This is a genomic window from Bifidobacterium sp. W8112, assembly GCF_016101425.1.
In the GTDB taxonomy this organism is placed as follows: Bacteria; Actinomycetota; Actinomycetes; order Actinomycetales; family Bifidobacteriaceae; genus Bombiscardovia; species Bombiscardovia apousia.
Genome location: NZ_JACFQN010000001.1, coordinates 745,549 through 771,032, shown reverse-complemented (window position 1 = coordinate 771,032; position 25,484 = coordinate 745,549). Strand labels below are relative to the sequence as shown.

26 protein-coding genes and 1 tRNA gene are annotated in these 25,484 nt (G+C 57.1%); 11 read left to right on the top strand and 16 right to left on the bottom strand.

All coding sequences use genetic code 11. The annotated features are described in order from the left end of the window. Positions 1–3: 3 nt before the first annotated feature. The 3 genes from H3T92_RS03225 to H3T92_RS03215 all read right to left on the bottom strand — a co-directional run bounded on the left by H3T92_RS03225 (position 4) and on the right by H3T92_RS03215 (position 3,068). Positions 4–1,536: an ABC transporter substrate-binding protein gene (locus H3T92_RS03225; protein ID WP_144084962.1), complete on the bottom strand. Its 1,533-nt coding sequence runs from the start codon at positions 1,534–1,536 to the stop codon at positions 4–6. A 10-nt stretch (positions 1,537–1,546) separates the two neighbouring features. Continuing rightward, positions 1,547–2,194: an endonuclease III gene (gene nth, locus H3T92_RS03220; protein WP_144085202.1), complete on the bottom strand. Its 648-nt coding sequence runs from the start codon at positions 2,192–2,194 to the stop codon at positions 1,547–1,549. A 61-nt stretch (positions 2,195–2,255) separates the two neighbouring features. Beyond that, a complete protein-coding gene (locus H3T92_RS03215) occupies positions 2,256–3,068 on the bottom strand; it encodes a winged helix-turn-helix transcriptional regulator (RefSeq protein WP_232341891.1) in 813 nt (270 codons plus the stop codon). Between the two features lie 181 nt (positions 3,069–3,249). On the opposite strand from H3T92_RS03215, the gene H3T92_RS03210 reads away from it, so the two are divergent. Continuing rightward, positions 3,250–3,912, top strand: coding sequence for a hypothetical protein (locus tag H3T92_RS03210; protein ID WP_144084964.1), 663 nt, complete (start codon positions 3,250–3,252; stop codon positions 3,910–3,912). Position 3,913: 1 nt separating this feature from the next. Here the strand turns inward: H3T92_RS03210 and H3T92_RS03205 are convergent, their stop codons facing one another. The 6 genes from H3T92_RS03205 to H3T92_RS03180 form a co-directional block, all read right to left on the bottom strand. Next, positions 3,914–4,477, bottom strand: a complete 564-nt coding sequence (locus H3T92_RS03205; RefSeq protein ID WP_144084965.1) for a manganese efflux pump MntP — start codon at positions 4,475–4,477, stop codon at positions 3,914–3,916. Between the two features lie 217 nt (positions 4,478–4,694). After that, positions 4,695–5,009 (bottom strand): addiction module antidote protein, encoded by a 315-nt coding sequence (locus H3T92_RS03200; protein WP_232341890.1) that lies wholly within the window; start codon positions 5,007–5,009, stop codon positions 4,695–4,697. Between the two features lie 48 nt (positions 5,010–5,057). Beyond that, positions 5,058–5,375: a type II toxin-antitoxin system RelE/ParE family toxin gene (locus H3T92_RS03195; protein WP_144084967.1), complete on the bottom strand. Its 318-nt coding sequence runs from the start codon at positions 5,373–5,375 to the stop codon at positions 5,058–5,060. Between the two features lie 140 nt (positions 5,376–5,515). Beyond that, positions 5,516–6,160, bottom strand: a complete 645-nt coding sequence (locus H3T92_RS03190; protein WP_198189381.1) for a DUF421 domain-containing protein — start codon at positions 6,158–6,160, stop codon at positions 5,516–5,518. Positions 6,161–6,163: 3 nt separating this feature from the next. Then, positions 6,164–6,610 carry a DUF3290 family protein gene (locus tag H3T92_RS03185; RefSeq protein ID WP_015022498.1) on the bottom strand — a complete coding sequence of 149 codons (447 nt, stop codon included), beginning with the start codon at positions 6,608–6,610 and terminating at the stop codon, positions 6,164–6,166. Between the two features lie 150 nt (positions 6,611–6,760). Beyond that, positions 6,761–7,252 (bottom strand): inorganic diphosphatase, encoded by a 492-nt coding sequence (locus H3T92_RS03180; RefSeq protein ID WP_045924895.1) that lies wholly within the window; start codon positions 7,250–7,252, stop codon positions 6,761–6,763. Positions 7,253–7,409: 157 nt separating this feature from the next. On the opposite strand from H3T92_RS03180, the gene H3T92_RS03175 reads away from it, so the two are divergent. Then, positions 7,410–11,300, top strand: a complete 3,891-nt coding sequence (locus H3T92_RS03175; protein ID WP_144084968.1) for an LPXTG cell wall anchor domain-containing protein — start codon at positions 7,410–7,412, stop codon at positions 11,298–11,300. A gap of 115 nt (positions 11,301–11,415) precedes the next feature. Here H3T92_RS03175 and H3T92_RS03170 read toward each other — a convergent pair whose 3' ends face one another. Genes H3T92_RS03170 through H3T92_RS03155 form a run of 4 tightly spaced genes read right to left on the bottom strand, consistent with a single transcriptional unit; the run spans position 11,416 to position 14,941 of the window. Next, positions 11,416–12,111, bottom strand: coding sequence for a D-lyxose/D-mannose family sugar isomerase (locus tag H3T92_RS03170; RefSeq protein WP_144084969.1), 696 nt, complete (start codon positions 12,109–12,111; stop codon positions 11,416–11,418). Then, on the bottom strand, positions 12,098–12,574 hold the full coding sequence (locus H3T92_RS03165) for an HIT family protein (protein WP_198189380.1): 477 nt from the start codon (positions 12,572–12,574) through the stop codon (positions 12,098–12,100). Before H3T92_RS03165 ends, H3T92_RS03170 begins: the two co-directional genes overlap by 14 nt. Beyond that, positions 12,567–13,622: a zinc-dependent alcohol dehydrogenase gene (locus H3T92_RS03160; RefSeq protein ID WP_045924891.1), complete on the bottom strand. Its 1,056-nt coding sequence runs from the start codon at positions 13,620–13,622 to the stop codon at positions 12,567–12,569. Before H3T92_RS03160 ends, H3T92_RS03165 begins: the two co-directional genes overlap by 8 nt. A gap of 29 nt (positions 13,623–13,651) precedes the next feature. Next, positions 13,652–14,941 carry an MFS transporter gene (locus H3T92_RS03155; protein WP_144084970.1) on the bottom strand — a complete coding sequence of 430 codons (1,290 nt, stop codon included), beginning with the start codon at positions 14,939–14,941 and terminating at the stop codon, positions 13,652–13,654. Between the two features lie 156 nt (positions 14,942–15,097). Here H3T92_RS03155 and H3T92_RS03150 point away from each other — a divergent pair, with 156 nt between their 5' ends. Beyond that, the gene (locus H3T92_RS03150; protein WP_144084971.1) at positions 15,098–15,979 is read left to right on the top strand and encodes an AraC family transcriptional regulator; all 882 of its coding nucleotides are present in this window, start codon (positions 15,098–15,100) and stop codon (positions 15,977–15,979) included. 49 nt (positions 15,980–16,028) lie between these two features. Here the strand turns inward: H3T92_RS03150 and H3T92_RS08285 are convergent, their stop codons facing one another. After that, positions 16,029–16,553 carry an aldo/keto reductase gene (locus H3T92_RS08285; RefSeq protein WP_269748519.1) on the bottom strand — a complete coding sequence of 175 codons (525 nt, stop codon included), beginning with the start codon at positions 16,551–16,553 and terminating at the stop codon, positions 16,029–16,031. Then, the gene (locus tag H3T92_RS08280; protein ID WP_269748518.1) at positions 16,505–17,035 is read right to left on the bottom strand and encodes an aldo/keto reductase; all 531 of its coding nucleotides are present in this window, start codon (positions 17,033–17,035) and stop codon (positions 16,505–16,507) included. Before H3T92_RS08280 ends, H3T92_RS08285 begins: the two co-directional genes overlap by 49 nt. 440 nt (positions 17,036–17,475) lie before the next feature. On the opposite strand from H3T92_RS08280, the gene H3T92_RS03140 reads away from it, so the two are divergent. Beyond that, positions 17,476–17,874 carry a hypothetical protein gene (locus H3T92_RS03140; protein ID WP_198189379.1) on the top strand — a complete coding sequence of 133 codons (399 nt, stop codon included), beginning with the start codon at positions 17,476–17,478 and terminating at the stop codon, positions 17,872–17,874. Between the two features lie 202 nt (positions 17,875–18,076). Further along, positions 18,077–19,534, top strand: coding sequence for a DUF2130 domain-containing protein (locus tag H3T92_RS03135; protein WP_232350334.1), 1,458 nt, complete (start codon positions 18,077–18,079; stop codon positions 19,532–19,534). A gap of 188 nt (positions 19,535–19,722) precedes the next feature. Here H3T92_RS03135 and H3T92_RS03130 read toward each other — a convergent pair. Then, positions 19,723–19,799 (bottom strand) — tRNA-Met (locus H3T92_RS03130). A 95-nt stretch (positions 19,800–19,894) separates the two neighbouring features. Here H3T92_RS03130 and H3T92_RS03125 point away from each other — a divergent pair. The 6 genes from H3T92_RS03125 (at position 19,895) to atpA (ending at position 25,484) form a co-directional block, all read left to right on the top strand. Then, positions 19,895–20,941 carry a homoserine O-succinyltransferase gene (locus tag H3T92_RS03125; protein ID WP_198189377.1) on the top strand — a complete coding sequence of 349 codons (1,047 nt, stop codon included), beginning with the start codon at positions 19,895–19,897 and terminating at the stop codon, positions 20,939–20,941. A 191-nt stretch (positions 20,942–21,132) separates the two neighbouring features. Then, positions 21,133–21,948, top strand: coding sequence for a F0F1 ATP synthase subunit A (atpB, locus tag H3T92_RS03120; RefSeq protein ID WP_045924886.1), 816 nt, complete (start codon positions 21,133–21,135; stop codon positions 21,946–21,948). A gap of 131 nt (positions 21,949–22,079) precedes the next feature. After that, entirely contained in the window at positions 22,080–22,307 is a 228-nt protein-coding gene (gene atpE, locus H3T92_RS03115) for an ATP synthase F0 subunit C (protein ID WP_015022486.1), read from the top strand. A 50-nt stretch (positions 22,308–22,357) separates the two neighbouring features. Next, positions 22,358–22,900: a F0F1 ATP synthase subunit B gene (locus H3T92_RS03110; protein ID WP_024626881.1), complete on the top strand. Its 543-nt coding sequence runs from the start codon at positions 22,358–22,360 to the stop codon at positions 22,898–22,900. 51 nt (positions 22,901–22,951) lie between these two features. Beyond that, positions 22,952–23,779, top strand: a complete 828-nt coding sequence (locus tag H3T92_RS03105; protein WP_144084974.1) for a F0F1 ATP synthase subunit delta — start codon at positions 22,952–22,954, stop codon at positions 23,777–23,779. A gap of 46 nt (positions 23,780–23,825) precedes the next feature. Continuing rightward, positions 23,826–25,484: a F0F1 ATP synthase subunit alpha gene (gene atpA / locus H3T92_RS03100; RefSeq protein WP_144084975.1), complete on the top strand. Its 1,659-nt coding sequence runs from the start codon at positions 23,826–23,828 to the stop codon at positions 25,482–25,484.

Sequence of the window (25,484 nt, the reverse complement as noted above, 5' to 3'; positions counted from 1 at the left end):
TCCTCACCCCTTGATGTGCAGGTTCCACAGGGGCAGGTAGCGATCCGTCAGGTAGCCGGGCATGCCCTGGAGACGGGGAGTGCTCAGGACCAAGGGCGTGCGCTCATAAAGCCAGTCGCTGGGGGAGAGGTCGCTGACCTGTTGGGCGAAGGCTCGCAGCCGCTGGGCATAGGTGTTCTGGTCGGTGCTGGCCTTGACCTGCTTCCAGGATTCCTGGACTTCGGTGTTGTCGAAGAGCATGGTGGAGTTGGGGTCGGCGAAGCGGCCGATGTCGTCATTGTCCATGACCAGCAGGGCCATGTCGTAGTCGTGACGGGTGAGCACCTGGTCGCGGAATGCAGCCTGATCCACCATGGAGACCTGGGTGGGGATACCCACCGCCTTCAGCTGCGTGCTGATCAGATCGCCCACCTGGCTGCCGAATTCCTGGGGATAGACCAGGCGCAGGCCGCCGTGATAGTAGGACTGGGCATAGTAGGAGGCTCGACGAGCCGCTTGGACACGGTCGAATGGGAAGGCCTGCAGACCGGGATCGTAGCCTGGGCTGAGCGGGTTGAGCGGTCCGCCCAAGGCCTTGGCTCCGCCGCCTTCCAGATCGGCCAGTGCCTGGCGGTCCAGGGCATAGCGGACAGCCTCGCGCATATGTTGGTCGGACAGCAGGCTGGATGCCTCGTTGTTGAAAGCCAGGACCACATTGTTCGTGCTGGGTGTTGCTGTCGGAGCCTTGCCAGCCTGCTTGGCGGTAGCCGGATCCATGTCCACTACAGCGTCCAGACGCCCCTGGTTCAGATCCTTGACGGTCTGCTCGGGGCTGCCGGCATAGCTGAAGATGACCTTGTGGATGGCGGCCTTGTCCGGGCCTCGGTAGGACTTGTTGGTGGTCAGGGTCAGGCTGGCTCCCGGTTGCCAGTCATCCACTTGGTATGGGCCTGATCCGGCCGATTGGGTGGAGTAGTTGACGCGGGCCTGGCGATCGTAGACAATGCCGGCCCGACCGCTCAGAGCGTTCAGCAAGAGGGCGTTTGGGCTCTTCAGTCTGATCACCAGGGTGGCATCATCCGGGTTGGTGACCTTGGCCAGGCCATCCAGGTCCTGGTGGCCCTGATACCGGTGGTCGATGATTTGGCGCAGGGACCAGAGGGCATCCTCTGAGGTCAGCTGGCGCCCGTCGGCGAAGCGGGCGTCGCTGCGCAGATGAAAGGTGTAGAGCAGCCCATCGGCGGAGACCTCCCAGCTCTGGGCCAGTCCAGGAGTAGGCCGACCTTGGGCGTCGGGCCTGGTCAGGGTCTGGTAGACGTTGCCCATCAGGGCCTGGTCAGTGGCCCGGCCGGGCTCAGTGCGGATGTCCAGGGAGACTGGGGCCTGCCGGGCCCGGATGCGCACTACCTGGTCCGAACCTCCAAGGTTCCAGGGCAGCCGCCAGCCTCCTCGGCCAGTCAACAATGGCCAGGCCATGTAGGTGCCCGCGGTCAGGACCGCCAGTACCAGGATGAAGATGATTCCGGAGCTGATTCCTCTGTGTCTGCCGCGTGCCATGGTTTTGATTCTATCGAGAGGCCGGTCCGGCCAGGAGCTCGGCGCTGGGACATGTCTCGGCCAGTGGGCAGTGCAGGCAGTCGGGCTTGCGGGCGTGGCAGGTGGCCCGGCCGTGCAGAATCAGCCTGTGCGACAGATTGGTCCAGTCCTCGGGCGGGAAGCAGTCGCAGATTTCGTGCTCGATCTTCACCGGATCGGGGTGGGTGCTGCGCCAGTCGGTCCGCCAGCGCAGGCGGCCGGTGACCCGGGTGACGTGGGTGTCCACCGGGAATCCGGGGATGTTGAAGGCGTTGCCCAGGACCACGTTGGCGGTCTTGCGCCCCACGCCGGGCAGGCTGGTCAGCTCCTCCATGGTCTGGGGAACTTTGCCGCCATAGTCCTCAGTCAGCATCAGGGAGAGCCCCAAGAGGTGGCGGGCCTTGGCATGGTAGAAACCCACTGGGTGGATGATGGCCTCCAGCTCGGCCGGCTGGGCCTGGGCCATGGCCGCAGGGTCTGGATAGCGCTCGAAGAGTTCGGGGGTCACCGAGTTGACCCGCTTGTCGGTGGTCTGGGCGCTTAGGACCGTGGCCACCAGCAGTTCGAAGGGGTTGCGGAAGTGCAGGGCGCAGACCGCCTCGGGAAAGACCTGGCAGAGGATGCGGTACTCCTCGTGCATGCGGGTCAGGCGCCGGGCCTTGCTCTCCCTGCCTTGGCGGTGCTGTTGATTGGATGATGCATCAGTCACTATGATCGGTTTTCTTCTTCTTGGCATCTTTGGATTGTTCGGACTGGTTGTCATTGTGCCCGGCGGTGTCCGGTCCGCTTCCTGCATCTGTCGTGGCCTTGGGGGCTTGGGCCGTTCGTGCCGATGAGGGCGGGTCGAACCGGTATCCCACATTGCGGACCGTGCCGATCAGATGCTCGTACTCGCTGCCCAGCTTGGCCCTGAGCCGCCGCACGTGTACATCCACTGTCCTGGTGCCGCCGTAGTAGTCATAGCCCCAGACCTCCTGGAGGAGCTGGGCCCTGGTGAAGACCCTGCCTGGATGCTGGACCAGATATTTGAGCAGCTCGAACTCCTTGTAGGCCAGGTTGATGGGACGGCCGTGGATTCGGGCCGTGTAGCTTTCGGTATCCACAACCAGGTCACCCGAGCGGACCTGGCCGGTAGGCACCTGCTCCTCCGCCTCTTCTGGCTGAGCATCGGGCTTGCGTGCCGGTGTCACGCGCTGACAGACCAAGCGCAGCCGGGCCTCGACCTCGGCGGGCGATGCGGACTGAATGATCACATCAGCCACACCCCAGCTGGCATTGACCACGGTGAAGCCGCCCTCGCTCAGAATCAGGATGATGGGCGTGGACAGGCCCGAGGCCCGGGTCAGGTTGCAGAGGGTCTTGGCCTCGGCCAGGTCGTCGCTGGCGTCGATCAGCAACACGGTGTCCTCGGGCATTCTTACCAGGGAGGCGGCATCCAGGGGCAGGACGCGCACCCGATGGGAGAGCAGGGCCAAGGCTGGCAGAACCGATGCCGGGTCCTCGGCGCAGGTCATCAAGGTCAGATCCGTCACGGGGGTACCTTCTTCCCTGTCCGTTCGTCCATAGCGGGGGTGGATTCGTTGAACAGTCGTCATCATTGTACAATCGGCCCGTCACAGAGGCTCCGAGTTCACAGGATGGCCTTGCCCTAGGATGTGACGTATGGCTCCCCGACGGGGACAGGCAGGAGGACCCATGGCGCAGACCGGAAAAGAAACCCAGGATGGGCGCGCGCCCGCCCTGACGCAGCTGCTGGCCTTGGCGGCCCTGATTGTGCCGGGCCTGGCGACGGGCTTGCTGGCCGGACCCCGGGTCGCTCGATGGGTGCAGACCGTCCTGGTCCTGGTGCTGGCATTGGCCCTGTTGGCCGCCTGGCCCCTGGTGGGCAAAGGCATCCGACCTGGCCCTGACCGAGCCATGTTCGGTCTGTTGACCTTGGTCGCTCTGGTGCCGGCCCTGGTGGTGCAGGGGGCTGGTGCCCTCTGGGCCTGGCTGTCGACTGCGGCATTCCTGCTGGCCCTCCTGGCCGTGTTTATGTTTGCTCGGCAGATGCTGCGTCGGGACAGGCGGATGGTCATCCGCGGCATTGCTGCAACCGCCATGGACGGGGTGACCGCCGTCGCCGCCTCGGGGTGGGTCTTCCTGCCGGAGCTGGTCAGAGGCCTGCATCCTGACCTGATGCTGATCCTGGTGGTGCTTGTGGCCTTGCTGCTGCTGGTCGGGCTCATGACCTCGGGCTATCGCTGGGCCCAGGAGGCAGCTGATCGGCGTGGGGCCCTTGGTCTGGCGCTGATGTCGGTTCTTCTGGCCGGGTCCATCGTGGTTCTGGCTGTCGTGGTCGTGCAGACGACGTTCTGAGTCAGGCATTCATCAGGTGATCCAGAAGGATCTGGATGCCCATGACGATCAGAATGATGCCGCCGGCGATTCTGGAAGGTTTGCGCCAGCGTGACCCGACAGCGTATCCGATGCGCAGCCCCAGAATGGAGGCTGCAGCCGTCACCAGCCCAATGACCAGTGCGGACAGCCAGATGTTGATGCCCAGCAGGGCCAGGCCTGCCCCCACGCCGAATGAGTCGATGCTGGTGGCGATGGCTGCGGGGAGCATCTGCCGCCAGGAGAAGCTCTCCTCGCCGTTCGCTCCCTCCTCCTCGCCGTAGACGCCCTCGCGGATCATGTTGACCCCGATGGCTGAAAGGATGCCGAAGATAATCCAGTGATCCACGGCGGCCAAAGAGTCCTGCAGCATGGAGGCGGCGAAGTACCCTAGCAAGGGCAGCAGAGTCTGGAATCCGCCGAACCAAAGTCCGACCAGCCAATGATGGCGCGCCCGCAGTCGGTCCACGGACAGCCCCTTGCTGATGGAGACAGCGAAGGCATCAGAAGATACACCTAAAGCGATAAACAACAATCTCAAAAACACGGCATTCCTTGAAAGGGTTCATCCCCGGTGGGATGGGCCTCGACCAGGTCTCCTCAAACCCGCCTACGCCTCGGGAGCGTCGAGCGCGGAACTGCCGATTGGTGTCGGCTTTGAATTCGTTGAATGCCGTTCACATGCTACGCCATAACAATATGGACATAGATTTTACCTGTCAGCGCTGTGATAATCAAGCATGACAGGCTGTCCGATCGGCCCCTTAGTGAGCCACGGTCACAGTCAGACTGCCCCCTGCCGCATGGACGGCGCTGATGACCGTGCTCAGCGCCGGATCCCCCTGATTGCTCAGGGCCTTGTAGATGCCCGACCGGGATCGGTCGGCATCAGAGGCGATGGCGCTCATATGCCTCTGTGCTCGCGCCACCTCGCCGAGTGCATCTGCGATGATTGCAGCCCCTTGCCGAGAGGTTTCGGCCTTGTCGGCCTCCTCCATGGCAACCTGCAGGTAGCGGACGGCTGTTTGTTCGGTATGTATATGGTCGCCTGCATGGAATTCCCTGATCTTCAACGTCATCACGACTCTGTCCTTAATATGGTCCGTTTGTTGCCCATCTGGATGCTGTCAGCTCTCGAGATATGACTTCCACAGATGTTTTGCCCGGTCTATGTCCCTCTTCTGGTGAGTCTTGCTGCCGCCGCAAAGCAGCAACACGACCTGTTTGTTCTTCAGTCCGAAGTAGGTGCGGTAACCCGGACCATTGTGAAAACGCATTTCAAATATGCCTTCTCCCACAGTCTTCCAGTCGCCTAAAAGGTGTCCGGATCGTTTTACTTGTTCCCATCGGTGTAGGATGCGGGCTGCCGACTGAGTGTCTTTCAATTCATCAATCCACCGGCTGAATTCCTCAGTCTCCAGTACCTCAATGATGGATAAGGGCATGGTGTCGCTTTCCCCTCTTATTTCGAGAAGATGCGTCCCATTCCCCACAAGAAAGTGTACACTACAGTGTACATTGCAACAATTGCTTATGACACCTGAATGTCGAGTGATTCGCGAATTCTGTAGTCAGTTTTCGAGTACTACTGATCCTGGTAGGTGACGGCATAGAACTCACCGTTCTGGAAGCGCGCCATGTATACATCGCTGACCTTGTCTATGCCCTGCTTGGCCAGTTGCTCGTTGAGCCAGTCCTCGTCCCGTCCCATGGTATCCAGCACGTCCGGATTGACCCGTCCGTCCATGACCACCGGATAGCGCACGTCCTTGTCACCCTCGGAGATGATGGTCAGGCTGCCGTTCTGCTCGACGATGCCCCGTTTGACATCGCGGATGTCGTTGATGCCCTTGGTGCGCAGCTTGAAGTCCACCTCCTTGGCCGTCAGGTTGACCTTGAGACAATTTTGTACCAGCAGCTTGCCGTTCTTGATGATGGTGACCGGTTCGCCGTCGATGTACTTGCCTACCGTGTGGATATGGGTCTTGGCATATCGGGTGATGAGGATCAGCGCCGCCCATATCAGCAGAATGACGATGTACTGGGCCATGGAGATGCTGTCGCTGTAGATGACCCCGCCGATGATGCCGCCCAGGACGTAGTTCTGCAGCTGGTCCATGGGCGAGGTGGGCGCCAGATTCCCCTTGCCGGTCACATTGATGAGCAGGGTGATGAAGAGCAGTCCGACGATCAGCTTCAGGGCCACGTTGACGTAGAAATTGATATCCATGGGTCACTCTCCGATCACGGTGATGTCTGGGTGGTACAGGTCGGCGCGCTGCAGCAGGAACTCGGAGCCGGAGCTGTTGAATACCAGGGTGTAGTAGCCCTTGGGGGTCTTGATGATCATGTCATTGTTGCGCGAGGTGTCGTTGATGCTGATCTGCTCAGGGTTGACCTTGAGCTTGGCGGCGGACTTGTCGATGACCGTGGTCAGCTGACCGCTCTGCAGGCTGGCTGTGCGCAGATTGGTGTAGTCGCTGTACTGGATGGCCGCCGCCAGCAGAAGCAGGGTGGCCAGGATGATGGACAGATCCTTGTACTTATGGTTCCAACGGTGGCGGGAGTACATGAACAGGAAGAAGAGAAAGGCCAGGGCCAGAACGACGACCACGATGATCCTGATCATGGTCCAGTTGGTCTGCCCGCCCTTGAGGTATTGGTATGTATAGAAAGTCATAGCCGCTCCTGCCCTTGCGCGCGCACCCGCAATTCGCAATCGTAGACGGCCAGGCGCTTTTTGGGAGGATTTGGGCATGCAAAACCCCGGTTCGGATGCTCGATTGAGCCCTTGCCGGGGTTGTTGCGACCGCTGGGCGGCCTTGAAAGGTCAGTGCTGGGCGGCCAGGCGCTGGCGTGCAGCCTTGATCTGGGTCTCAGCGGCCTCGGCGTTGGTCCAGTAGTCGCCGGGCATGACCTCCTTGCCGGGCTCCAGGGCCTTGTACTGCTCGAAGAAGTGCTTGATCTCCTGCTTGTGGAAGTCGGAGACGTCGTCGATGTCCTTGATAGCGTCGAAGCGGACGTCGGCGGGCACGCAAAGGACCTTGTCGTCCCCGCCAGCCTCGTCGACCATGTGGTAGAGACCCACGGCGCGGCATTCGACGATGCAGCCCGGGAAGACCGAATCGGGAATCATGACCAGGGCATCCAGGGGATCGCCGTCCTCGCCCAGGGTGCCGTCGATGTAGCCGTAGTCGTCGGGGTAGCCCATGGAGGTGAAGAGGGTGCGGTCCAGCCTGATGTGGCCGCTGTCGTGGTCCATCTCATACTTGTTGCGGGAGCCCCGGGGGATCTCGACCAACACGTCGAATGTCTCTGCCATTGTCCTGTCTCCTTTTCGGTCTGGACGGCATAGGTATGTCTCATACACAGCATAACCGTCCCGGGGCACATTCGACCACAGTGCTTCGCTGACGCTCACGCCTGTTCGGCGGCCGCTCATACTCGATTCATGGGGTGGGCGAAGAGTGAGGACAAGTATGAACAAGCGCAGATGGAAGGGTCTGCTGGCGGCCTTGGCTGCACTGGCGGCCCTTGTCGGCCCGGCGGCCCCCGCCATGGCTGGCGGCGGACCAGGACATTCCGGCGGCGGTGCTGAAGGCAATGGTCGGTTTTGGCAGGGCTGGACCTACAAGGATGACGATCAGGGCTCCTTCGGCGGCTATGAGATAGGCAGCATCGACAGAGCCTTCTCCACGATGGGGATTGTCGATGGCGGCAATGCCACTACTGCTCGGGTCAAACGCCAGGCTCTGAATGAGGCCAACGGCAACTGCCAGGCACGCTTCAACGAGGCCCATGCCGACCAATCCGGACAGGGCCACTGCCGGGTGACCGGCGTGGGTGTGGTCACGGGCTACCGCGGCTCTCAGCGGGTCTTCGATGGGGTCAGCATGGCCATCCATAGCATATGGATGGACAACTGGCGAAGCCAGGTGGCCAACCGTACCTTCAGCAACCGAGGGGTGACCTATCGTACCGGCGAACCTTTTTGGGACCAGCCTGGAGACAGCCTGGACAAGTTCGCCGACCTGTACGCCGGCAACGAGCACGGCATCTCCCTGGTGGTCTTCATGCTCAATGACTATGAGCCCAAACCTGCTGATCTGCCACCAAACCCGCCCGATAAGAAAGTGGATCCTGGCACCAGCGCGGATGGTATGGCCAACCGCACCCGCATCGAGACAGGAACCGGTCGAGGCGGCCGTGAGTTGACCTTCAGCGATGTCTTCGATCCCCAAGGCAAGCAGTACCATATCGGCGGGCAGAAGGTCAAAGACCTGACCAGCGGTGAGGATCTGACCAGCAAATTCACTTTCAACACCGCCGATGGGAGCAGACCGCCCGGCAATAGGGCTACAGCCACCTGGAAGGGCGGGGCTCTGCCCGAGGAGCATCAATGGGCATGGCAGCTGGACGTGACCGTCGAGCAGCCGGACATTGGGGTCATATTGGACTCTGGAAAAGTGCATTGGAAGGGCAGCGTCCGTCAGGTTGACCAGTCGACCCCTGAGCGCCGCACTCCCACTTGGAAGCCCAGTCCCGACAAATCCTGGATTCTGCACGATCCCGCCACCGGGCTCTGGAAGGCAGTCGTTGACCCTCAATGGACCAACAAAACTGGTGGCGACGGACGTGCCTTTCTGGACGGCGACAGAGTGGGATCGGTGGTCAACGCCACTGTTGAAGCCCATCTGATCGAAGCGCCTAAGGTTTTCGCTTTGGCTGACGACTGGAGCGCTGCCGACTATCTGGTTGATCAGGATGGCGCTCGGGCTATTCGCATCTTCGAGGCCAAGGCCAAGGCGGATGCCGATGGGCACTACCGCCGCAGCAGCATCGAGGACATTGTGGACAAGGGCAGGGATGTGACCGACCGTTTCGAGATCAGCGTGACCGGCACCCGGGCGCGGGCACAGGCCAAAAGCGGATGGCTGAACGGTCTCAAGGGGATGGAGGACCCCAGGCAGGTCACCATGCTGGTTCCCTTTACGGTTCGCTTTGCCAATGGCGGCGGTGCAGCCAAGGTTCGCAAGGACCTGGGCGGAACACCTGACCAGGAACTGACCTTTTGCAAGGCCCCGAAAGGCCATGGCAGCCAGGGCGCGGCGCTGACCAACTCAGGCTCCCAGACAGTCAATACGCAGAGCGTGCAGACCAATGAGCCGGGCATCTGCGGATATCTGCCTCCGGTACGCAAGGATGTCATCTCGGAGGCCGGTCAAGGCGGGGAGCAGGCCAGCGTTGACGGCAAGGTGGTCTTTCCTGGCCAGCGGTTGGAGTATCAGTTGGATACCCAGCCGAGCCTGCCCGACAACCTGGCCTATCCTGTCAAATCGATCATTCTGACTGATGTCTACGACCGCTGGTTTTTGCCTGACAAGCAGACTCTTGAGGTGACTGATCTGCAGAGCGGCGATGTCATCGCCAAGACCGGATACGCCACAAAGTGGAAGGACAAGGAGCACAGCCTGCGGGTGACCATCACCGACCCCACCCGGATCAGCCAGTGGCGTGCCGGGGGCAACCCCAGAATCCGCCTGCGCTTTGAGGGCACAGTCGATCCCAAGGCCCCAACGGATCATCGGGTGGGCAATCAGTGGGTGCTGACACTGAACAACTCATTGACCCCCTCCAACCAGGTGAGCAATCCGCCAGCCGACTTCCATCCCTCAAAGAGCGATGTCAGCGCGCATGATCCAGGCGTCAGCATCGATGGCAAGGTGCTGTTCATAGGCGACCAAGGGGCCTACCGGATTAGTCTGGACGCCCGTCACAAAGACATCGCCTATCCTGTTTGGCGGCTGGGTATGACGGATGCCTACGACGCTCGGCACCTGGATATCAATTCCAAACGTATCGAAGTTCTGGGCTCCGACGGCCGCGATTACACCAAGGCTTTCAATATCCAGGTGGAAAACGGCGTAGTGCTGGCCTTTGCCAAAACTGTGGATACCTATGTTCCGGCCACCGGCGTGACCCTCAAAGGGGATCCCCAACCAGCTGATCTGGCTGCCTATGCTGCTGCACGAGGTCATAATCCTCTCAGAGAGCCGGCTATTGACCAAGGGCTGTTGGGCCGAACCTACGATCTGATCCTGCCCTACACGGTCATCCGTGCAGAATCAGGTCACGTAGTACGTAACCAAGCGACCCAGATCGTCAACGACCTGCATAAAGCGACCAACGTGGTTACCAATCCGGTCAAGTTGCTCAATCCCGCCAAGGATGTGGTGGTCGCCGTGGGCGGGAAAAGCGCACATGGCAGCAGCATCTACCGCGATCGGCTCTTCCTCTATCGCCTGGACTCAAGTCTGCTGCCGGCCGGACGGGCTTACCCGCAAGTGAAAACCTGGCGGATTGAGGATCGGCTGGATCCTACGGTGGATCAGTTCACTGGCCATTGGGCCGTCTACGCAACCCAGGACCTTTACGAGAATGGGCGCATCCTCATTCATCATGGACAGATCATGGCCGGTTCGGATATGTCCGCAGATATACATGGTGGGCCCTTGTTCACGATGACGGCAGACCCGGCAGGTCTGGTCAAAGTGGAGGCCACACCGCGATATCTGGCCCTAGTCAGCGCTTCAGGCGACCGCCCGGTCGGCTGGAGGGCCTACCTGCAATGCAGGCGTCTGAAGAACGTGGAACGTCATGAGAACCGATTCACTGAGTTCTATCAGGACAAGACCCTGGTCTCCAACACAGTCTGGACCAGAACGCCCGATATGACCCCGGCTCTGCATATCGAGAAATTCGATCAGGCTGGCGGCATGCTCAAGGGTGATCGGGATCAGCCGGAGCAGGCTCTCCGGACTCATGACGATGTCGCCATTGTCTTCCGAATCACCAACGATTCTCCTCGCGATCCCAGCGATGGGACCGGAGCAGTTTTCCCCGCTCGGCAACTGCACTTGGAGGATCAGACAGTCGTCGGTCAGGGGCGGGTGACCGGAATCCACTATCCTGACAACTGGTCGACCCTGATGCTTCGACCCGGACAGTCTGTTGATGTGCATGCCACAGTGACAGGCATATCAGGTAGGCACACCGACAGAGCCCGGGTGACAGGCAGTCCGCTGGTGCCCTGCCCGGTGGAGGATCAGGCCTCCCTGCCTCAACTGGAAAATGGCCAAAAAATCTCAGACCGAGCGAATTCTCGCGGAGCGGTGGTCGATGGCCGTCTGCTCTGTGCCGATCAAGCTGTTGAATCCAACAGTGATGACTGGAACGCTCTGAAAGTCGCGCTGCCTAAAACCGGATCTGCGGTGGTGCTTCCCCTGTCCATTGCCACTGCGGCGGTCATAACTGGGCTTATCATCTTCCGTTTAGTCAGACAGATGTCAGCCAGAAACCGCGAGAGGTAGTGATCCTGGAGCAGGCGAGTGTTTAGCTGGTGTTACTTAGGAAGTTTCATACCGGTGAAGGTGGCAGATCTTCAAAGGGTCTGGCACCTTCACCGTCTTACCGATGATTCGTCGGTCAGCCTTTCAGCTTGATTTCACCATAATCATTGAAAAGAAGATGTTGTCTTGGTGTATCTTCTTCGACGGAAATCAGTCGAGGTATGTCTTCCAGAAAACGATTGTCTGTTTTGTCGTTGTTGGTGGATGATACTTCGAACAAGAGGATTCTGCCGGTCCCAGGCACTCCTTTCCATTGATGGTATGTTCCTTGCGTCATGGTGGCACTCCGCCCGGGTGGCAGTTGAATTACTGAGCCTGCGGGGACAGTGAATCGCTCTCCGTCGGAGACATAAGTTACTGACTTCTGTTTGTCTAGCTTTTCGTCGGCATCAGCTTTATAGACGGTGATTTCCAATGTTCCTCCACCTCTATTGATGATGTCCTCCATTTTCTTTCGATGGAAGTGATAGGGCAACTCTTGTCCATCTTCTATTACGAAGAGTTTCTCACAATAAGGCTTGGGATATAGGTCGGGGTGCTCATAGTTGCCATTGCGGAAAGTGAAACTTACCAATCCACGTCTACTAAAGTTTCCTTCGCCGAAATCAGTAACATCCCAGCCCAGCATGTTGTCGATGATTTCTTGGGAATTCTTATTCAGCTTTTGCCAATCCTCTGCCGTGTAATAGGCAAAGCGCGGGAAAACGAAACCCCGATTGGTGCTGAACTCTAGAGCTCGATCGATAATGTGGTCAATCTCAGAGCGTTTCATGTCTATCCTCCAATTCCTGTCGGATTTGGCTGATGAGTCGGTTATTAACGTCATCTTTGCCCGTTATTGGGTTTTGTGGGTTGTTAATGAAAGCATCATCCCAATCGTCGTCTTCAGGTTTCTTAGGGACCAGATGGAAGTGCAAATGGGAAACGGTATCACCGTATATGCCATAGTTGATCTTTTTGCATCCGGTAATGGATTTAAGAACTCGTGCGACATCTGCGACTTCTTGGATATATTGAGTAAGTTCTTTCCCTCTCAATTCAAACAGTTCGTCAACATGCCAGTTCAATGCGACGATGCAGCGTCCCGGATGAGTTTGATCCCTGTTGAGGAACACGGTGGATGTTGATAATTTTGTAATGAAAATCATCCTAGCCCGTTGTATTTCACTATGTTCGCAGTAAAAGCAGCCTGGACGAACACCCTGCTGGTGCATGGCAACTTCTGATTTACTCATCGTATCGACCATCGTCGTGAGTGGCATCACAGTCAATCATGACATGGATGACGTCAGCTTGCGTATGGTTCCGCAATTTGAAGGCCCGGGCAATTTGAGAAAGCGGGAAGATGTTGGTAACGGTTCGCTCGGTGTTGATTAGTCCATTGAGCACCATGTCTCTTCCCTCTCGTAGCAGTCGATGGTTGTCGATGTCGCGTTTGGGTTCTGTGGTCAGTATGTCGACGCGGCGACGGTGCATTTTGAAGAAATCGATGGTCTTCGAGGTTTTCCCGATGCCTCCGTACATGATCAATTTGGCATTCTGCGCGCAGCAATCCAAGGCATCGATTATGGCGTCGCCTTCCAGCAGTGCTGGGATCACGACATCAAAGCCATCTGGGAAGTCTTTGCCTACGATGTCCATGGTTGGCGTGTCCTGTGAAGGGATTCGGTACGTTCGAGTAGCTCCGAATTCTCTGGAAAGCGCCAGCTTTTCATCGAATAGGTCGGTTACTACAAGGTTCCTTGGGCTGTATAAATGTGCGACCTGTGTCAGTTGCAATCCACTTACGCCTTGACCCATAATCAACACGTTCTTGGCTTGGCTGATTTCTGCGCGTTCCATGCCGTTGAGTATGGTCGGCGTGATTTCGATCAGAGAACCATGCATGAGAGGAAAATCTTTGGGCAGCAGCACCGCTGAGAATGGATCACAAGTAATGTACTCGGCAAAAGCTCCCCACACGTACCGCAGTGCAACATGATCGCCAACCTTAAGACCAACCACATGTGAGCCCACTTCATCGACAATCCCTGCAACTTCATGACCCAACCTCATAGGGTAGGAGAGAAATTCAGGTGTTCTAGCTCCTCTATATACCTCCAAATCCGAGCCGCATATGCCCACCCATTTGACATCTACGCGAATTTCATTATCCTTCGCATGGGGGATTTTGGCATATTTGATGTCAATATCTCCTACTTTTTCCATGACAGCAACTTGTTGAGTGCCTTCGCTGTGGTGGTCGGTCCATTCCATCTCTGGAACAATCATTTTTCTTACCATGATATTGCCTCTTTCTTATTGGTTGTTATTTAACGTGCGTTGGTCCGTTTCAAAAGCATGACCAGACATCCGGCCAGGATCAGCGATGCAGCTAGGAAGTACATCCCGCTTACTGTGGAGTTTGTCAAATCTTTCAGCCATCCGACTACATAAGGGCTGACGAATCCTCCCAAGTTGCCAATAGCATTGACAATGCCCAAACCGACTGCTGCGATACGGGGATCGATGGCCGTGGTGATTGCCCAATAGGGTCCAGACCAAGCGTAAAGACCTATTGCAGCAAGGCAGATGAAAACCATAGCCAAGTATGGATTAGGTATTAGGGCAGATGCGAGCAGGCTCAATCCCCCGACGATTGCACCCAAAGCGGTGTGGTAATAGCGCTCTCCTGTCCGGTCTGATGACCGGGCATTTACGACCAAAGCCACTGCTCCCAGAAGATACGGTATGGCCGTTAACCAGCCCACAGTCATGGTGGAGCTGCTGGAGGAAATTGACTTGATCATCTGCGGAAGCCAGAATGTGATGCCATATAACCCCATGACATAGAAGAAGTTCATAAGGGTTACGATCCAGATCTTCCTATCTAGGAATGCCTCTTTAAATGGTGCGGCGATTTCGCCCTCTTTGGAATTTTCCTGGTTGTCTTTGTCCAACGCGTCGATTAACCATCGGCGTTCTTCAGATGTCAGCCACTTGGCATCCTGTGGCTTGTCATTCAGATACCAGTATGTGAATATTCCCAAGAGCACAGCCGGCAATCCGACTATCAGAAAAAGCCAACGCCAACCGGATAGATTTAAGAATTGGTGGATGTTGCTGATTATGGCAGTCGCTACAGGTGCCCCGAATGAATTCGCCAGAGGAGGCGCAATCATGAAAAGGGCGATGGCTGCAGCTCTGGTTTTGCTGACAAACCAGTAGGTAACGATCAGAGTCATACCGGGGAAAAGCGCAGCTTCGAATACGCCAAGCAAGAAGCGCAATATTGTAAGTTCGACTGCTGATTGCACAAACCCGGTCAGCAGGGTTACTAGCCCCCATAGTATGAGAATGAGGGCGATCCATCGCTTTGCACCGACCTTTTCGAGGATCATATTTCCCGGGATGCCAAACAAGAAATACCCAATGAAGAATATGCCCGCGATAAAGCCATATGTGGTTGCAGTTAACCCTAGATCTGCATCCATGCCGCCAATGGAGGCGTAAGTTATGCTGGAACGATCAAGAAATGCCACAAAATAAATGATGAACAAATAGGGTAGAATATGCCATCGAACTTTTTTCTGCGCCGTTGCGGCTATTGTGTTCGTGTTCATGAAACCATTCCTCCAAGCAAACTGCAATGTTTACGTGATAACGTGTGATTGGTTGAACAGCAGCTGTTCTGGAAATCATGCTATGGCTCAAATTCAGACATGATTCGCCGATTATGATTATCCCAATCGCCGTATCTAGAACAGTGAGGAGAAGGTATGCGAGACAAGGACGTCCGGATTCTCTGGATCAGTGGAAAGTCCTATCAGCTGGGTGATGAGATTGCTAAACACAAGCATAAGTTCTGTCAACTGCAATTCTTCATGTCCGGCTCTGAACAGTTGACATATGATGGACAAATCATTGATTTAAAGAAGAATCATTTGTTCATTGTATTTGAGGGTACTTCTCATGGTTATGTGTTTTTGCAGGGTTCGACAGTATTGGATATTAAATTTGTGGTCGAATCTGGGCTCTATGAAATTATCCGTCCAGTTCTTGAGTGCAGAGATTTTTATATTGATGCCCCTATGCTGCTGATGATTATTCAGCAGCTGCATACTGCTGCAACGGTCGGCGGGCGTGAACTGGGGGAGGTTCGTCCGTTGCTTATGGACTCGTTACTCAAGCTCCTGCTTTTGGGCTTGTACCAGGAGCGGATCGAACGTCAGCCCTTTTCTTATGTAGAGCCTCTATTTGCTAAGACACAGGATAATTCAAAGATTAAATCTATGATTGATTATTTGACTAATCATTACCCTGAAGAGATTAAACTCGAGGATCTTTCAAAGCACTTTCATTTTAGCGAAAGTTATATAACAAGAATCTTCCGAGATGCCATTCAGCTGACTCCCAACCAGGTCCTTCAGGAAATCCGCTTGAATCGAGCAATGAGCTTGTTGAGATCCACTAATTACCCGGTGGAACGAATAGCGCAATCAGTAGGATGGTCATTCAATTATTTTTCGCGCGTATTTAAGCGGCAAAAAGGGGTGACACCTACAGACTATAGAAATATGAAGCAGACTATTGTGGATGGATTGATATTATCCAAAGATTTTGATCTTTCATTAGAACCCACAACAGAGAAGCTATCGTGAACTCTATTTCATATAAGCTGGACCGAGCTAGTTATGGGTGTCAGCCGAGTTAATTCTCCTCCGTGTCCAGCAGCACCACGCCCTGGGGCGGATTGCTGTCAATGGGTCCCACAGTCTCGTGCGGCAGGTAGGGCTCCTCCATGGAGGAGATTTCCTCAGGCGTGAGCTCCAAATCCAATGCAGCCACTGCATCATCAAGATGACGGGTCTTGGTGGCGCCGATGATCGGTGAGGCGATGCCTTTGGCCCACTGCCAGGCAATGGCTATCCGGGCCATAGGTACGTTGTGCCGCTCTGCCACGTTCTGTACGCGGTCAATGATGGCCAAGTCGTTGTCTTCGGCCCGGTCGTACTTGCCGCGCGAGACCTTATCGGTGGCGCTACGCAGGGTGTCGGCGGTCCAGGTGGGACGTGTCAGATGGCCAGCGGCCAGAGGGCTGTAGGGCATGAGCGAGACGTCCGTCTTTTTGCAGAAGGGGATCAGGTCTTTCTCGTCCTCCCGGTAGAGCAGGTTGCAATGGCTCTCTATGGCACTGAAATGGGCCCAACCGTTGTCTTGGGCGACTTTCTGCATGTCCTGAAACTGGCGGCATACATGGCCGAGGCTCCCAGTGCTCGCACCTTGCCAGACTGGACCAGATCGTTCAGCGCTTCCATGGTCTCCTCGATGGGCGTTTCATAGTCGAATCTGTGGATGATGTAGAGGTCCAGATATTCGGTGTCCAGCCGCATGAGCGTCCCCTCGATCTCCCGATGGATGGCCTTGGATGAAAGTCGCCCCTCATTGAAGTAGACCTTGGAGGCGATGACCACCCGCTCGCGGCTTGTATGCTTGCTAAGCGCCTTTCCCAGGTACTCTTCGCTGGTTCCGTCCGAGTAGCCGTTCGCTGTATCGAAGAAGGTGATGCCCAGATCCAGTGCGTGCGCAACGACCGCGTCGGTCCCTTCCTCATCCAGTGTCCAGTCGTGCATGGTGCCCGGTTTGCCGAAGCTCATGCATCCCACGCAGATCTTCGATATGTTGATGCCCGTTTCGCCCAGTTGTGTGTATTGCATTTAAGCCCCGTTGGCCTTCCTCGGCGCATATGCGATTATGCTAACAAGTTCAAGTTGGTGGAAGTCTACTTCTTTGGCTTATGGAGCGAACAACAATATTTGTAGGGGGGGCATTGTCTTCTTATTGTTCTTTGCCGAAGACATAAGGCTTTTATGGCATGCACGGTGGCGCTATTTCCCGAGAGTGATTTGGAGTCAGTCAGTTCTTAACCTAGAAGCCCTGAGTCTTGTCAATGGTGAAATTGAATACCTGATATAACAGCCAGACAGGGTATGCCTAATGTTTATTGATGTACGCGTGCCGTATACGTACTTTGTTCTGTGAAATGGACGCGATCCGAGCAATGCGGCTTGGCTAGTTGCCAACTGGACATGCCATTATTGTTTGCTGATACAATTGACGTAAAAGTTGAAGTTAACCTTTAATGAAGAGGGTTCATGTGGCAGGCAGAAATGATATGAGTTGCCTTGCTTTTTCGCGTTTGTTGCGTTTCAAGCGCTCGCATTACCCGTATTCCGATAAGTACATTCGCGAGGTGGGCAATTCGCCGGATACGCATGCAAGAACAGAAAAACAGCATATGGTGCAGTGGTTTGCAGCTAACGCAACCCATGGATCAGGCGCCTACTCCCGGCAGAAGCCGAATAACAGTGCAAAGAATTGTTATAACAAATTGGAGAACGCTGCGTCGCTGCTGTGGATTGCCGAGGCGGTCGGCATTGAAGAGCCGGCCGTAGCAGCAGCTTTCGAGGCTGCAAGGCAGGCGGGAGATTATCGCCGGGCTTGTGGCGCGATCCGCAAGATTATCAGCTGGTCCATGATTATTGAATCCTTGTAATGGTATCGACGTAGATCAAATATAGTTTTCATCAAGTGTCGTATGTGCTCAGCTGTTATGTACTCGGTTTTCAGCACAGACAGCTTGGAGCAGGGGTAGTTTTTAACGCAGGTTTGGAAAGAAAGGGTTGCATATGCCCGAGATTGTTTGTCCCAATTGCAAAACCGCATTCACTATTGACGAGGCCGGATATGCCGATATTTTGAAGCAGGTTCGTGACAAGGATTTTGACAGGCAGCTGCATGAACGGCTTGAGCAGGCTGAGCGTGAGAATAGCAAGATTCGCGAACTGGACCAGGCACAGGCTGAGCAGACCTTGCAGAAGACCAAAAGCGCAAAGGATGCCCAGATACAGGAGCTGCAGGCAAAGCTGGAATCCGAGCAGGCTGCAAAGGAATTGGCTGTTTCAGAAGCCTTGAGGAAGGTCGAGAAGGAGAAAGATGATCTGAGCGCCAAGCTGGACAAGGCCGAATCGGAGAAGCAGCAGGCGCTCGATCTGGCAGAGGCCAATTCCAAGAGCGAGCTGCAGAAGGCGGCTGCGGACAAAGAGGCCGAGATCGTCAAATTGCAGAATCAGTTGGATGCTTTTGAGTTGCAGAAGAAGCAGGAGCTTGCCCAAGCGCTGGGTCCGGTGGAGAAGGAGCGTGATGATTTCAAGGGCAGGCTTGAGAGGCTGCAGCTCGAGAAGGAGTCCGAGGAGAAGCTCTCCAAGGAGCAGCTGAAGTCGCAGCTGCAGGAGGTCGTCGCGGACAAGGATTCCGAGATAGCGGAGCTGAAGAGCAGCCTGGACAAGGCTGAGCTGCAGAGCAAGATCGAGGCCAAGTCCCTCAAGGAGCGCTATGAGGTCCAGATCCAGGATCGTGACGAGCAGATTGAGCGGCTGCGTGACCTGAAGGCGAAGCTGTCCACCAAGATGGTGGGGGAGACGCTTGAACAGCATTGCCAGATCGAGTTCAACAAGCTGCGGTCCACGGCCTTCCCCAATGCCTACTTCGAGAAGGACAACGATGCGCGGACGGGCAGCAAGGGTGACTTCATCTTCCGCGACAAGGACGATTCGGGCACGGAGATCGTGTCCATCATGTTCGAGATGAAGAACGAGACGGACACCACCTCCACCAAGCACAAGAACGAGGACTTTTTCAAGGAGCTCGACAAGGACAGGCGGGAAAAGGACTGCGAGTATGCCATCATGGTCTCCCTGCTGGAGCCTGACAGCGACCTGTACAACACGGGTATCGTGGATGTCTCCTATCGCTACCCGAAAATGTATGTCGTCCGTCCGCAGTTTTTCATTCCGATAATCACCCTGCTCCGGGATGCTGCCAAGAACTCTCTGCAATACAAGAATGAACTTGAAGAGGTGAAGGAGCAGAACATCGATATAACGCATTTCGAGGAAGAGCTGGACTCCTTCAAGAGTGCTTTCGGTCGCAATTACGAAATCGCCTCGAAAAAGTTCAAGAGTGCGGTAGAGGAGATCGACAAATCCATCAACCACCTGAACAAGATCAAGGACGCCTTGCTGGGTTCCGAGAACCAGCTTCGCCTGGCCAACAACAAGGCGCAGGACGTGACTATACGAAGACTGACCAGAAACAACGAGACTATGAAGGCCAAGTTCGACGAAGCAAAGAAGTCCAAAGCCATAGGAGACTGAGAACGTGAACGGTGCAGTCATGTGAAGGGATGGATGTAGACGGCTTTCTCTGATTTTGCGATTGGGCCGTCCGCCGGTATCTGACTGCACCATACTGGCCAGTGTTCCGGTCTGCCCCAAGTACGCTGAGACAGAACAACAAGATAGAAAAAACAAAGGCTCGGAATCCAAACGATTCCGAGCCTTACTGGTAGCGGGGTCAGGATTTGAACCTGAGACCTCTGGGTTATGAGCCCAGCGAGCTACCGAACTGCTCCACCCCGCGTCGGCTGTTCAACACAGCAGTTATCTATACTACGGATTCCAGCGCACTTGTCAAGTCCGTGTGTGGGCAGGCTTTACTTGGGAGATAATGGAGCCATGCCTATCACCATCCCCACCGGATTGCCGGCCAGATCCATCCTGGATTCTGAGCGCATCTTCGCCCTGGAAAGCCACGAGGCGGAGCGCCAGGAGATGCGTCCGCTCAAGCTGGTCATCCTCAACCTGATGCCCACCAAGGTGGAGACCGAGACCCAGCTGCTGCGGCTGATCTCCAAGTCGCCGCTTCAGGTGGAGATCGACTTCATGAAGACTTCCACCCATCAGGCCGTGCACACCAGCATGGATCACTTGGTCAAGTTCTACGAGAATCTGGACTCGTTCCAGGACAACTGTTATGACGGTCTGGTCGTAACGGGCGCCCCAGTGGAGCAGATGGACTTCGAGCAAGTCGACTACTGGGAGGAACTGACCCGCATTCTGGACTGGGCGTCTACCCACGTCTTTTCTACTATGTATCTGTGCTGGGGGGCTATGGCCGGGCTCTACTACCGCCACGGCATCGCCAAGCGCAACCTGGATCGCAAGGTCTTCGGGGTCTTCCCCCAGTACCTGCAGGACGAGTACTGCTTCATCACCAATGGCTTCGACGAGATCGCCCTGCAGCCCCACTCCCGCTGGGCCGGGGTGGATGAGGACCAGGTGCGGGCCTGTCCTGATCTGCAGGTGCTGACCTGGGGCCCACAGTCCGGTCCCGGGCTTATCAGCACCCAGGATTTCTCAGAGATCTTCGTGCTGGGCCACTGGGAGTACGACCGTGACACCCTGGCCCACGAGTACCAGCGCGACATGGCCAAGGGCCTGGACCAGGTGCCTTTCCCGGTCAACTACTATCCTCACGACGATCCGACTTTGGAGCCGGTCTTCTCCTGGCGGGCCCATGCCAACCTGCTTTGGCGCAACTGGCTGAACTGGGTCTACGAGACCACCCCCTACGACCTGAATCAGGTGCCGACTCTGCGGGCGGCGGGCCGACTGGGTACCGACCGATCCATCAGACACGCTCCCGGATGCCCGCGCGCTGACGGATATCGGCCTTTAGCCGGCGACGGGTACGGGCTTATTCCGGGCGCTGTCAAGCGTTGATGACGATTGCATTACATTCGTCATCAACCTGTCCACGCCGCGGTTCGGATTCGACTTGCGGCCACTATCTGTGACACACTGGATGAATCTATGGTTACCGTGGCTCTTGGTGTGGGCTACACTACCCATACGGTGCAGCCATGAGTCGCATGCGCGCTATAGTGTTCACTGTGTCGTTCAGGAGGCGATAGATGCTAGAGGCAATGGGAAGTGAAGCTTTCAGTCTGGCCATGGCCAAGCCAAGCGAGCTACCCACCATCGAAGATTTCCTGCCTCCTGAGATTCTTTTCCAGGGAACGCCCTTCGCCATGAACCGGATCATCCTGATCAGGTTCGTAGCCATGGTCATCATCCTTCTGGTGCTGGGAATCACTGCTGCAAGGGCCAAGCTGATCCCATCCCGCTGGCAGGGGGCCATCGAGTGGGTCATCGAGTTCATCCGCGACTCGGTCGTCTACGACACCCTGGGCGAGATTCGGGGCAAGCGCTACGTGCCCATGATCACGACCATCTTCCTGACCATCCTGGTCTTCAACCTCTGCGGCATCGTGCCTGGCATGAACATCGCGGCAACAGCGACCATCACCATGCCTTTGGTCTTCGCCATCTGGACTTTCTGCCAGTACATGGTGACGGGATTCCGTGAGCAGGGCGTCTGGGGCTACTTCAAGTCTGAGCTCTTCCCGGCTGGAGTGCCTTGGCCTCTCTACATCATTCTGACGCCCATCCAGCTTCTGGAGATGGTCATCGTCAAGCCGGCCTCCCTGACCATTCGACTCTTTGCCAACATGATCGCCGGCCATCTGCTGGTTGCGGTCAGCCTGGCCTTCACCCAGTTCTACATCATCGAGGCCAGCAACAAGCTCTTGGCCTTCGCTGGTGTGGGCTGGTTCGTCCTGGGCTTCGCCCTGACGGCCTTTGAAATCTTTGTGGCGGCCCTTCAGGCCTACATCTTCGCCATCCTGACCACGGTTTACATCTCCATGAGTTACCCTGAAGAAGGTTGAGCGAAAAGAACAAGCCGCGGTCGGCGTTTTAAGCGGTCGCAGCCCACATATTCGTTGGTTCCGACCAGTAGACGGGGGTCGGGGCCGAACCACAATCCAAGAACCGGCAACGGTGGAGGAAAGGAAAATAAATGGACATCATCACACTTGCTGAGGTCTCCGGCAATCTGAGCATCCTGGGATACGGCATTGCAGCTCTCGGCCCCGCGCTGGGTCTGGGCATCGCCGTCGGCAAGACCGTCGAGAGCATGGCTCGCCAGCCTGAGATCAGCGGACAGCTGCGCACCACCATGTTCATCGGCCTGGCTCTGATCGAGGTGCTGGCCCTGCTGGGCTTCGTGGCGCTCTTCATCGCCTGAGCCGTGTGATTCTTGCATGATCCGGCTTCGATAAGGGAAAGGAGGAGCCAATGTACGCTCTAGCGGCAGGCAAGGGGATCCAGCTATTTATCCCCCAGCTCTATGACATTGTGTGGTCGCTGGTCATCCTGGTCATCCTGGCCGTCTTCTTCTACAAGTTCTTCATGCCCAAGTTCCAGGCCATCTTCGATGAGCGCTCGGCCAAGATCGAGGGCAATATTCAGAAGGCCGCCAAGGCTCGTGAAGAGGCGGATCAGGCCCGCAAGCAGTATCAGGATCAGCTGGGCAAGGCTCGTGTTGAGGCTTCCCAGATCCGGGATGACGCCCGCGCTGAGGCCTCCAGGATCGTGGCGGATGCCAGGACCCGGGCCGAGACCGAGGCCAACCAGATCACCGAGAACGCCCAGCGATCCCTCAAGTCCCAGCAGCAGCAGGCGCTGGTCTCGCTCAAGGGCGAGGTGGGCACGCTGGCTACGGCTCTTGCCGGCAAAATCCTGGGCTCGCAGCTTCAGGATGATGCCGTACAGTCCTCCATGATCGACTCGATCATCGCGGACCAAGGCGGGCAGTCCTCGGACAAGCGGCAGGCATAATGACCGATTGGCGGATGACGGGAACGTTGATTCCGCGAAAGGGGAGGTGACATGCGAGGAGAGACTTCGCTGAGCTCCGACAAGGAGACCAGGGCCAAGTATGCCCCCTTGCTGAAGAGCAAGGGGAATGATGCCCTCCGCGTGGCCATGGAGCTCTATACCTTCGTGACCCTGCTCGATGCCAACAGGCCCCTGGAGCGTGCGCTGACCGACCCCTCCCGTCCGGCTGAGGACAAGTGGCAGGTGATCGACACCATCCTGGCTGACAAGGCCGATCCGCTGACCGTGGACATCCTTCATGATTTGACTGATCATCAGTGGAGCCGTGTGGTGCACATTGCCAACGCGGCCGAGGACATGTCGGTGGATGCCATCGCTTATTACGCCGATGCTCTGGGCATCACCAACCAGGTGGCAGGCGAGCTGGCTGAGATCCATTCGGCCCTGCTGGGCATGCCGCTGGTGCTCTTCAGGCTCTCGGACGAGTACAGTGATTCCACAGCGCGGGCCGACCTGCTCAGGGCGCTCCTGGTTGGGCAGCACATGCATCCGGTCACCGAGCAGATGGCCCTGAACGCCACCATCGATCTGCGTGGACGTCGCTTCCCTGACACCATCATTTGGTTGGTGAACCGCTTCTCTGAGCATATGGACCAGGTCATGGTCACCGTCACCACGGCGGTATCCATGAATGACCAGCAGGTCAGCCGCCTGCAGGAGGTCTACGGGCGCAAGCTGGGCAAGCCGGTCCACATCAACTCGGTGGTCGATCCCTCGGTTCTGGGCGGCATGAAAGTCCAGTACGGCTCGGTCTCCACAGACGGCACGGTGGCTACGCAACTGAAGCATCTGAAGCGGCGGATGGCCGTGGCAGGATGAGCGGAGAACCGACAGACTTGAACAAGAACAGAAATAAGGAGTGATCATGGCAGAAATGACCATTGATCCCGCCGTGGTGCGCAAGGCGCTCGACCAGTTCGTCGAGTCCTACAAGCCGACGGACACCCCCACCCAGGAGGTGGGCTATGTCCGCACGGCCGGTGACGGCATTGCGCATGTGGAGGGACTGCCTGGTTGCATGGCCAACGAGCTGCTGACCTTCGAGGACGGCACGCTGGGTCTGGCTTTCAACCTGGACGCCCGAGAGATCGGCGTGGTCATCCTGGGCGACTTCGCAGGTGTCGAAGAGGGCCAGGAAGTCCACAGGACCGGCGAGGTGCTTTCGGTGCCCGTCGGCGACGGTTATCTGGGGCGTACAGTCAACCCTCTGGGCGAGCCCATTGACGGTTTGGGTGAAATCAAGAGCGAGGGCCGCAGAATCCTGGAGGCGCAGGCTCCCGATGTCATGCACCGGCATCCCGTCGACGAGCCCCTGGCCACTGGCATCAAGGCCATCGACGCCATGACTCCCATCGGCCGCGGTCAGCGTCAGCTGATCATCGGCGACCGGCAGACCGGCAAGACGGCCATCGCCATCGACACCATCATCAACCAGAAGCGCAACTGGGAGTCCGGAGACCCTAAGAAGCAGGTGCGGTGCATCTACGTGGCCATCGGCCAGAAGGGCACCACCATCGCCTCGGTTCGTTCCTCTCTGGAAGAGGCCGGCGCCATGGAGTACACCACCATTGTGGCCTCCCCGGCTTCTGATTCCGCAGGCTTCAAGTACATAGCCCCCTACACCGGTTCGGCCATCGGCCAGCACTGGATGTACGGCGGCAAGCACGTCCTGATCGTCTTCGACGACCTGAGCAAGCAGGCCGAGGCCTACCGGTCCATCTCCCTGCTGCTGCGTCGTCCGCCGGGGCGCGAGGCCTATCCTGGCGACGTCTTCTACCTGCATTCGCGTCTGCTGGAGCGCTGCGCAAAGCTCTCCGATGATCTGGGCGGCGGATCCATGACCGGTCTGCCCATCATCGAGACCAAGGCCAACGATGTTTCGGCCTACATTCCGACCAACGTGATCTCCATCACCGACGGCCAGATATTCCTGCAGTCCGATCTGTTCAATGCCAACCAGCGTCCCGCCGTGGACGTGGGCATCTCCGTCTCCCGCGTGGGCGGCGCCGCACAGACCAAGGCTCTGAAGAAGGTCTCCTCGACCCTGAAGATCTCCTTGGCCCAGTATCGTTCTCTGCAGTCCTTCGCCATGTTCGCCTCGGATCTGGATGCGGCCTCCAAGGCCCAGCTGACCCGTGGCGCCAGGCTGACCGAGCTGCTCAAGCAGCCCCAGTTCACGCCTTACGCCATGGAGAAGCAGGTCGTTTCCGTCTGGGTGGGCACCCATGGCAAACTGGATGATCTGGATCTGGAGGACGTGCTGCCCTTCGAGTCCGGCCTTCTGGACTACCTGGACCACAACACGGACATCCTCAAGACCATCCGCGATACGGAGGACTTTACCGACGATACCGAAAAGGCTCTTGACCAGGCCGTGGACGAGTTCGCCAAGACCTTCGTGACCCACAAGGGCCAGACCCTGGACGGTCACAAGGCCGACCAGGAGCAGGAGCAGCCAGTGGCCGTCCAGCAGGAGAAGCTGGTGGCCGACGGCAAGAGCGGCAGCAAGGCCGGGAAGCGGTAG

Excerpts from the sequence above, each read along its gene's own strand:
- H3T92_RS03225 (WP_144084962.1), bottom strand. The coding sequence starts at position 1,536 with ATGGCACGCGGCAGACACAGAGGAATCAGCTCCGGAATCATCTTCATC.
- nth (WP_144085202.1), bottom strand. The coding sequence starts at position 2,194 with ATGCACGAGGAGTACCGCATCCTCTGCCAGGTCTTTCCCGAGGCGGTC.
- H3T92_RS03215 (WP_232341891.1), bottom strand. The coding sequence starts at position 3,068 with ATGACCTGCGCCGAGGACCCGGCATCGGTTCTGCCAGCCTTGGCCCTG.
- H3T92_RS03210 (WP_144084964.1), top strand. The coding sequence starts at position 3,250 with ATGGCGCAGACCGGAAAAGAAACCCAGGATGGGCGCGCGCCCGCCCTG.
- H3T92_RS03200 (WP_232341890.1), bottom strand. The coding sequence starts at position 5,009 with ATGACGTTGAAGATCAGGGAATTCCATGCAGGCGACCATATACATACC.
- H3T92_RS03195 (WP_144084967.1), bottom strand. The coding sequence starts at position 5,375 with ATGCCCTTATCCATCATTGAGGTACTGGAGACTGAGGAATTCAGCCGG.
- H3T92_RS03190 (WP_198189381.1), bottom strand. The coding sequence starts at position 6,160 with ATGGATATCAATTTCTACGTCAACGTGGCCCTGAAGCTGATCGTCGGA.
- H3T92_RS03185 (WP_015022498.1), bottom strand. The coding sequence starts at position 6,610 with ATGACTTTCTATACATACCAATACCTCAAGGGCGGGCAGACCAACTGG.
- H3T92_RS03180 (WP_045924895.1), bottom strand. The coding sequence starts at position 7,252 with ATGGCAGAGACATTCGACGTGTTGGTCGAGATCCCCCGGGGCTCCCGC.
- H3T92_RS03175 (WP_144084968.1), top strand. The coding sequence starts at position 7,410 with ATGAACAAGCGCAGATGGAAGGGTCTGCTGGCGGCCTTGGCTGCACTG.
- H3T92_RS03170 (WP_144084969.1), bottom strand. The coding sequence starts at position 12,111 with ATGAAACGCTCTGAGATTGACCACATTATCGATCGAGCTCTAGAGTTC.
- H3T92_RS03165 (WP_198189380.1), bottom strand. The coding sequence starts at position 12,574 with ATGAGTAAATCAGAAGTTGCCATGCACCAGCAGGGTGTTCGTCCAGGC.
- H3T92_RS03160 (WP_045924891.1), bottom strand. The coding sequence starts at position 13,622 with ATGGTAAGAAAAATGATTGTTCCAGAGATGGAATGGACCGACCACCAC.
- H3T92_RS03155 (WP_144084970.1), bottom strand. The coding sequence starts at position 14,941 with ATGAACACGAACACAATAGCCGCAACGGCGCAGAAAAAAGTTCGATGG.
- H3T92_RS03150 (WP_144084971.1), top strand. The coding sequence starts at position 15,098 with ATGCGAGACAAGGACGTCCGGATTCTCTGGATCAGTGGAAAGTCCTAT.
- H3T92_RS08285 (WP_269748519.1), bottom strand. The coding sequence starts at position 16,553 with ATGCAGAAAGTCGCCCAAGACAACGGTTGGGCCCATTTCAGTGCCATA.
- H3T92_RS08280 (WP_269748518.1), bottom strand. The coding sequence starts at position 17,035 with ATGCAATACACACAACTGGGCGAAACGGGCATCAACATATCGAAGATC.
- H3T92_RS03125 (WP_198189377.1), top strand. The coding sequence starts at position 19,895 with ATGCCTATCACCATCCCCACCGGATTGCCGGCCAGATCCATCCTGGAT.
- atpB (WP_045924886.1), top strand. The coding sequence starts at position 21,133 with ATGCTAGAGGCAATGGGAAGTGAAGCTTTCAGTCTGGCCATGGCCAAG.
- atpE (WP_015022486.1), top strand. The coding sequence starts at position 22,080 with ATGGACATCATCACACTTGCTGAGGTCTCCGGCAATCTGAGCATCCTG.
- H3T92_RS03110 (WP_024626881.1), top strand. The coding sequence starts at position 22,358 with ATGTACGCTCTAGCGGCAGGCAAGGGGATCCAGCTATTTATCCCCCAG.
- H3T92_RS03105 (WP_144084974.1), top strand. The coding sequence starts at position 22,952 with ATGCGAGGAGAGACTTCGCTGAGCTCCGACAAGGAGACCAGGGCCAAG.
- atpA (WP_144084975.1), top strand. The coding sequence starts at position 23,826 with ATGGCAGAAATGACCATTGATCCCGCCGTGGTGCGCAAGGCGCTCGAC.